Source organism: Paenibacillus sp. GbtcB18 (assembly GCF_019091125.1).
GTDB classification, from domain to species: Bacteria; Bacillota; Bacilli; order Paenibacillales; family NBRC-103111; genus Paenibacillus_F; species Paenibacillus_F chitinolyticus.
This window is the reverse complement of the sequence record NZ_JAGXJX010000026.1, coordinates 1-8,237: the sequence shown is the minus strand read 5'-3', so window position 1 is coordinate 8,237 and position 8,237 is coordinate 1. Positions and strand designations below refer to the sequence as shown.

General features: G+C 38.0%; 3 protein-coding genes. All 3 read right to left on the bottom strand.

The annotated features are described in order from the left end of the window. On the bottom strand, positions 1-6,094 hold a 6,094-nt coding region (locus KVT34_RS32095), incomplete at its 3' end, for a phage tail spike protein (RefSeq protein ID WP_254635223.1). Between the two features lie 3 nt (positions 6,095-6,097). Further along, positions 6,098-7,561: a distal tail protein Dit gene (locus KVT34_RS28970; protein WP_217563148.1), complete on the bottom strand. Its 1,464-nt coding sequence runs from the start codon at positions 7,559-7,561 to the stop codon at positions 6,098-6,100. A 57-nt stretch (positions 7,562-7,618) separates the two neighbouring features. Then, positions 7,619-8,237, bottom strand: a 619-nt coding sequence (locus KVT34_RS28965; protein ID WP_483311460.1) for a phage tail protein, incomplete at its 5' end; no start/stop codon positions are given.

Sequence of the window (8,237 nt, the reverse complement as noted above, 5' to 3'; positions counted from 1 at the left end):
ATTTTTCAACATCAGAGATTAAATTATATTGTTGGATTCTTACACTATTAACCTTTTCTAACGCTGAGAAAGGTAAATATTCAATGTTTGTTTTAATCTTTCTTGTAGATGTATTAATGAAATTCTTTCCGTACACATCGCCATTGCATCCAATGTTACCTATTGTTCTTAACACACCTAATTTTACGTTTGCCCAAGAACTACCGGAACCGTTCATGACTTTGATTCCATCATCGATAAAGTTACGAGATATACGCATCATAATTTGATTAGCAAATGTAAAATCTACATCTCCGCCGTATGCAGGTGCGGTATCTGTAATTTGTATAGTGGGGTAACTGGTATTATCAGTTGTGTAAAAATTAATATAACCCCGTAATGCTGTAATATTAATATCTTTGTTTGCTCGTAAGTACATAAAACCAGTAGTAGATCCTGTAGCGTTTGCACTTAAGCTTATGTTTCCATTATCATTTACAATCTTGAAATCACCTTGAGACTTGAGTTCCATTCCCCCGTCATAACGATAGAAGTTAATATAACTAGATTTTAAGATGTTATTTCCACTCATGCCCGTAGAAATACCAATAGAAGCAACTGAATTAGTCCATTGGGAGCCGTTAATTGTCGTTTGGTCAATTACTAACGAACCGTTAAGATTTCCTGATCCAGCATAATCATTACCTAGAATTAAAGCTGAAGTAATGTTATTGTCGCTGCGATTGATAAATCCAAAGTAACCACGGGCTTGACCATTTCCATATAACGTCATGTTCTGAGCGTTTAATCGGATTTGGTCTGCTCCTGAACCCTGAGGTGCGGTTTGAATAGTTACCCCTTGTAAAGTCTGCGCTTTTAAGTGCTTAGCTTCAATATATCCATTCAAGTAGATTTTTTCCGCTTGAATTAACACGGATTGAGCTGTTTGGTTGATTGTAGATGCTATGTTACCTTTTTCAACTCGTTGGTTAATCGCATCGGCCATTAGTAATATGGAACTGTTGTGAGATTCCACCATTGCCTTACTTCCGTAACGATCATTAGATTCATTACGTGTATACACTTCTGTTTTCTCAGCTCTAAGATTAATAGCATTGGAAGTTTGGTCAATAGCCGTCTGCATTGTAGTGATTTTCTGATTAAACTCTGAAGTAGCTACTTTCTTTCCGATTTCTCTGACCATCGCTTGGTAATCTCCCATGTCTTTAGGGTTCGGAATAAATACAGATTTTATTGAGCCCTTTTGAAACATGAGATTACTTACATAAATAGTGCCGTTACGTCGCACACCTACAGTAATTTGCATGTGCGTTACAGCCTGTTTAATTGGAGGGATTGTTACGGAATATTCTTTCCATATCCCATTTTCTAGTACTTCATTTATGTTAGACCCTACAGCTCCCACCAATTGGTCACCGTTCCACGCCTTTACCTCTGCGTACAATCCGTTGTCAATTGATTCCTTGTTTGTTACAAATATTTTACCTCTGTACGTGTACTCACTAAGCGGGTCAATATTGCCTATTACCTGGTTTAATCCCGTCCAAGAGAACTCTTGCTCATAGTTAGAACAAGATATTTTTGTAGAATTGTAACCATCGCAGCGTACTGAACGGGTCGGCTCAAATGTTCCTTTATTTGTATCAGCCGTCCATGTTCCCCATTTATCCAAGGAAGGAAGCTCATTAACAATATTTCCCCACTCATTCATTTCTGTCCAATTGAAAGGAGCGTTAAGAAGTAAGTTAGGCTCTCCTAGTTTTCCTACGTAGTCCTGCATCTGTTTTTCTTCAATTTTAAGCGAAATTTGATTATTAAGCTGATTAATAGAAGATTTATTCTCTTGAATAAGTTGTCCGTGTTGTCCTTGAGTTGCAGTAATGGATGCGACTCCTGTACGGATACTGTTGACAGTTTGCTCTATTTCAGAAGTTTTTGTATGGAAGACCTTAGCTTTCACGAGATCAGCCTGGGAAGGCCCCCACCCTGTAACCTGAGAACCTTCTTCAATTTGGAACTCCCTAAAGTGAATCTGACCGTTTTTAAACAATGCAGGTCTGAAATCCATATGAGTAATTGCTGTATTTGTTGGCTTGTAAGTTAAAACTAAACGTTGCCACTTATCGTACTTGAACGGAATAGGGACACCACAACTTTCAATACTTACATCTTGATACTCTACTCGGTTTCCGTCTTTATCGTAAAACTGAATAATGAAAGGAACTTGGTAATCCCATACAGTATTATTGCTGTCTGCATAGAAGTCTACAGAAAATGTATACGTTGTGTTAGCCTTTGCAGGAATCTTGTGAGTTTGTGCTGAACGAATAAGCGCTTCAGTTAGTCCACTAGCCCATATTTTAAGGATATTACTACTTCTCTTATCTTCAAAGGGAGGAAGCACGGTCCACTGGTCATAAGGCATAATCCAATAGTCAGGGACTCCGTTTGTAGCATCATTCATTGTAGAGTTAGGAGCTAAGTTGTTTAAGCCCTTAAAATTGTTAATAGTTCCCTCTGTAGCTGTAATCTTAGCTGTGTTACTGTCTACAGTCTGTCTAATCTCGTTAGTTTTTGAGATAATTGTGTTAGTATCCTCGGGAGCTGGTCTCCATGTATAAAGCTTATTGCCTATAGTTATCTGAGGTTTAGACTGCTGATAGAATTGCTCACCCTGAAGTGACTCCCATCCTTCTACACGCATCCAATCAGTCGTTGATTCACCAGTAGAGGACATCATTTCCTCAGTTACAATAAAGCTTATTTCAATACGTTTCCACTGATTAGTGGCACTAGGCATGTCCACACTTGCTACGAAACCTTTAAAGTAAAATGTATTACGATATAAAGCACCATCAGGAAGATTTTTAACTCGAATATACATACTATAATTAATTTCGTCGCCTAACTTCACAACTCCACGTTTTACAAGATCACCAAAATTGTAAGCAATCCCTTTCCAATTTCTCTGTGTTTCTGCAATTGCTGAACCTTCAAATGTTTCTTTAGGAATCCAAATACCACCACTATCCCGTAACCACCATCTATTAACCGCTCCGCCATCAAGGGTATTTACAGCACCCTGGAACGTGCTAGAATCAATCATCAAGTTAGTTACATCATCGTTCATATTATTTACTTTGGTTTGCACCTGGGTAATTTTTGCTGAATTTTCGCCTACAGTCTGCTTAATTTCGTTTGTTTGGCGGTTTAACTCTTGAGTGGTAGCAGATAAAACTAGCCAGGGAGTAGCAAATGAACCTTTTTCAAGCTTCAAGTTTCGAATCCACCAACGTTTACCTTGGTTTTCTTCTCTTGCGTCCATCCTGATACGGAACATCCAGGATTTACATTTGTTATCTAACTTGAATGTATAACTTACCCGTTTCCAGTCTGTATTCTCGAATTTGAAAAATTTATTAGTAGGAACTGTCCATTGATCATCTACACGCTGAAACACCATAATTTCAACCCAGTTAGACTCTGAAGCCAGGTCTAGGGAAAGCGTAATATCTTGACCCACATCAAAGCCACGCAAATTATTGCCGAGATAGTCCCCAACTTGATAAAAACCGTCGTGCCAGTCAAGGCACTTAAAAGTAGAATAATCTCCTTCAAATTTATGCTCAGCGTTGAAAATATGGTAAGGAGAAGGGTCTCCACCATTAATAAACTTTGGTAATACACGATTAGCAGAAGAATCATATAGATGATTTTCATTGTTGATTGAACTCTCTATTTTTGTAATTGTAGCTGTATTTTCCTCTGCCGTCTGTTTGATCTCATTTGTAGTTTGGGTAAACTCCTTACTAGAAACTACTTCGCTTATCGGAGGAATCCAATCTGTTACGGGCTGATTCCCTTTAGTGATCTGCACAAACTTGATATAAGAATCCTGGTTTGCATTTACTAGCGTTTCCGAGAAAAAGAACGGTGTAAACATTGTCGGTTCTCCGTCCGCTGTGTGAATACCTACAGCAATGTAAGTCCACTCATTTGCTTTAATCGTTCCCTCGGGAGTGATAGTCCATTTGCGCTTTGCTGTATGAAGATTTGTCCCTTGTGCAGTCCAACTGTGAAGAGGGTCATTAAATCCGTTCCAGTGGTCGATTGGAAGCTTGACCATAGCGGAGTATACATACTCAGTATTTGGCTCTAATTTATAACTATTAGCCTGTCGAGTAGTCCCTTTAACTCGTAGGATTTTCTCTCCATTAACCGCAACTACTTCTAACTCCCCTCCAGTATTATTAGCAATCCATAAGCTTGCATCTTGAAAGTCACCACTATTTTCTATTAAGTTAGTTCGTCCAAGTTTCATATCTTTAAAGCGAGTATCAAGAGTAGTAATTTTGCTAGAATTTTCATCAGAAGTTTGTTTTACAGTGTTCACTGTTTGTTTGACCCCTGTTAAATCTTCACTTAACTCCTTCACTTCTGTTTTTTCTGCCTTATTAGTTAGAGATTCTTCTGTTTGCTCTACAGTTAATTTTATATCTGTAAAACGCCCATCTTTAAATACAACATCAGGAATTCCTGCAACATCCTGTTTTAATTTAGTAATGTCTTGTTCAGCTTGGTTAACGGCTCCAGCAACATCACCTACAGCGCCGCTAATCTGCGTTACTGCATCTTCAAGCGCTTTTGTGTCAGGTGTAATCCTTACCCATGTCCCATTCTTCCAAAGTTTCATAACTCTATTATTCTGGTTTGAATTGTCCACCCAAATAGTCTTGCCGTCTTTTAGTCCCACAGTAGGTGCTGTTGGTTGCTCTATAACATTCGCTGTATTTTTTTCTATGTAATCAACAGTCGCTTCCGCTAAATCTTTAGCTACTTTGGATTCTTTCTCAGCTTTTTCTGCTAACTTTTTAGCTTCCTCAGAAGTTAGCTCTGTATCGCCCACACGGTTCACTAGTTCATCGAAAATATCTTTAGGTACTTTATCATGTAAACTTGATAAAATTCTTTGATACAGCTTTCTGAGCTCTGCATTTGGGTCTACGATTTCTCTGTAGTTACCAAACCTATATTTAGTAGCGCGATTATCCTTGTGAGACTCATCCCCCGTGATTACACGTGCTTCTAAATAAAGCGGTGGTGTTAGGGTAATATCTTTAATATGAACTGTATCCCCTTCATTTACAGCCTCGTGACTAAATCCTGGAATACGCGAAATGTCATATGCATCTACTTCATAACTAACGATTGTATCAATGCGTTTTTTCAGTTCCGTTTTACTTAATTGGAGCAGCCGTGAAGGTTCCATGTTCTTATCATCTGTATCGGGTGTATAGAATCCAAAACGATGTTTCCCATTCCTATTCCATCTTTGAAAAGCGTCTTCATCTACGATATAAGGTAGACCGTTATTTACAGACTCAATTGTAATAATTTGCTCATTTCCGTCTGCATCTTGCCCCATTACATAAGGAATTAGTGCTGTAATAATAGCTTCAGAGTTTTCAGTACGCTTAACGCTGTTTAGATCCTTACCAACTGTTATTTCTTTTCCTTTATCTGCCCCTCTACGTTCGATAAAGTCAATTTTACGTTTAATAGTATTGGCGCCACGTAATTCTACTCTGTAACGTAATTCCCCCTTTTTTTCAAATAAACCAGGTAATTGAGATAAAAGAGAAAGTGGAGCCACAAATTCTTTAGCGGTCATCGTTCGTTTTCCGGTTACTTCTACAATTCCTCGCTCCCAATCTGTTTTCTTAGTAGCGAAGTCAATATATTGCTCAGGAGTCATAGATTCAAATTTTTGAGGTTTGATAAAGTCATCGGAACCCATAAGAACCCATTCACCTGAGGCAAATATAGTAATAGTCTTATTGGATGTATCTTTCTCAATCTCAGTAATTACATAAGGTACTAAAACTCCTGGGCGTGTCTCTTTTATTATTAAATTTTGTTGTTGTAAGTAAGTCTTGTATTTTGAGTTTTCAAGAATAGTAATATCCAAAGTATCTACATTGTTTTGAAGTTCCCAATGGCGATTATCCGCTACATATTCGCTAGGCTTCATGGAAGCAATGACCTGTTGAGTCTTATAATCGATGATGTGTAATTCTCCACTTATTTTTCTCATATCTTATAGGTACCTTTCTCTATACTTTAATTTCGCCCTTCCTATTTGTGCTGGCCGGACAATAATTTCATTTTCACCCTCATCCACTATTGGGTATTCACTGAATAAATCTTTTAAGGGAAGGGCGCTCCTGCCATTTATACTAGCTAGTGATTTTTCGGTATCGATAATTACTTTATCCCCTACGTCAACAATATAAGGCGTTTCATCTACGTCCACATTGTAGAGTTTCCACACTTTCAATTCACTTATTAGTAAATCCATGACAGTTGATAATGCTCCGTATTGTAGGAATGCAATAGCAACCTTAGAAATCGGTTTTGCTGTAGCGGTATTACTATTAGAAGCATCGTCAAAATATTCAACTAGTGACGTTCCATCTACACCGTTGGGGCCATCTGCTTTAGCAAAGTAAACACTCCATTTCTTCCCCCTACGAGCTACTGCCATATGACCATTAAAATCATTAAATGTAGTAGTATAATATCCTGTACTATCTACAATTGTCTTAGTTCCACCGATGACGGCATTTGCTTTTGTTATAGTATGCGATGCGTAATCATCATTCATATTAATTTCTGCAATAACTGAATTATCATCAGCTAAGAACATTAAAACTACTTTTCCTACTTGGGTCATATGAGAAGAGAAAAGTTTTATATTCATGTCTGCTTTGAAATCAATTAATGGACCGTCAGGAATATTACGAGTATAAATAGGACCATGCCACCCGGTACCTGGTCCATATAATTTAGTTGTGAAATAGGAATTATTAGCTACTGCCATTTCACCTGTAGCAAAGTAAGGGCCAATTTTCCCACTTTCTTTCTTCCAAGGCTCAAGTGAATTCATTTCATCGTAGATAACACGTTCTTCCATCTTTACTACTTTGTTTTGAATACCAGTTGGATAACCAAGGCGAAAATACTGATCTTTATTCCATACATCGATATAAGGCGTTGCTTGCAAAACATCAATTTCAATAACCGGTTCTGAGGTTGTAGTCCCATTATTAACGAATCGAGCCCCTAAGTTTGAATCTTTAATGCTCATTTCGTGTTCTTGTGGTAGCCCTAACTTATATGGCATACCGCAAACAAAAGTAATTGTCCCTTTACCTCTGAAAATTAATTCATCAAGTTCAGCCTCGCCATCAACAACCGCCATGTAAGTTCTGTCTTTCTCATCATCAAATATAAGTTCCTTAGCTTCACCTGTGACAAGCCACTTTGCTAAATCTTCTTTCACCTTCTGCATATTAGCCTGGTCAAGTGCTTTCAGTATTACTGGTACTTTTATTTCACGTTTACCTGTATTTGTTTGTAATAAGTGTCCTCCGGGCATCCCGTTTACGTCTAGAAAGTCACGTTTAATAGGAGCCCAGGCAGGACGATTAAATCCCATAAGGATAAATATGTAATCTTTACGTTCGCCATTAAATGTAAAGCTACCGGTTTGTTTTGACATTGTATGTGACTCCTTTATATTTCTAATCAAAGAAAATCCCTCCCAAAAAGGGAAGGATTAATAAGTAGGTGCTACTTTAGGTGTAAATTGTGCGTATCTTGAATTGCGTCTTTCTTGCGTTTTTTCTACCTCAGGAGTGAGAGCTTCACCGACAATTTTTTTATCTAATATGATGTATGTGTTACCTTGATTACTTTGATTATCATCTGGATATGTTGTTTTAACTTGTTGCTCTTGTTTCGGTGCGTTATATCTAGTTTGTTGAGGTGTAGGATTAACCTGTACTAGATCATTAACAAACCGCTTAGAATTCGCGAATTGATTTTGTAGTGTATCGCTAACAAGGTTACCCTCTAGAAAGTCACCCATAACGATATCTTCTTTTAGTGCTGCAAAACCATCCATTACAGACTCCGCAAGTGTACGGGCTTTTTTAACGGCATATTTAGTCATGCCTACAACACCGTTAGCAAGACCTTCTGTTACGAACTCACCCAAAGCATATGCCACACGACTTGGAGAGTGAATGTCGAAGAAATCGGCAATTCCATCTTTAATATTACTTGCTACACTTTTAACAGCAGATACAGCTTTCCCGACCATTCCGGAAATACCGTTAATCAGACCTTGGATAATGTATTTACCGATGTCTTTAAGCATTGTACCTGCGTTACTA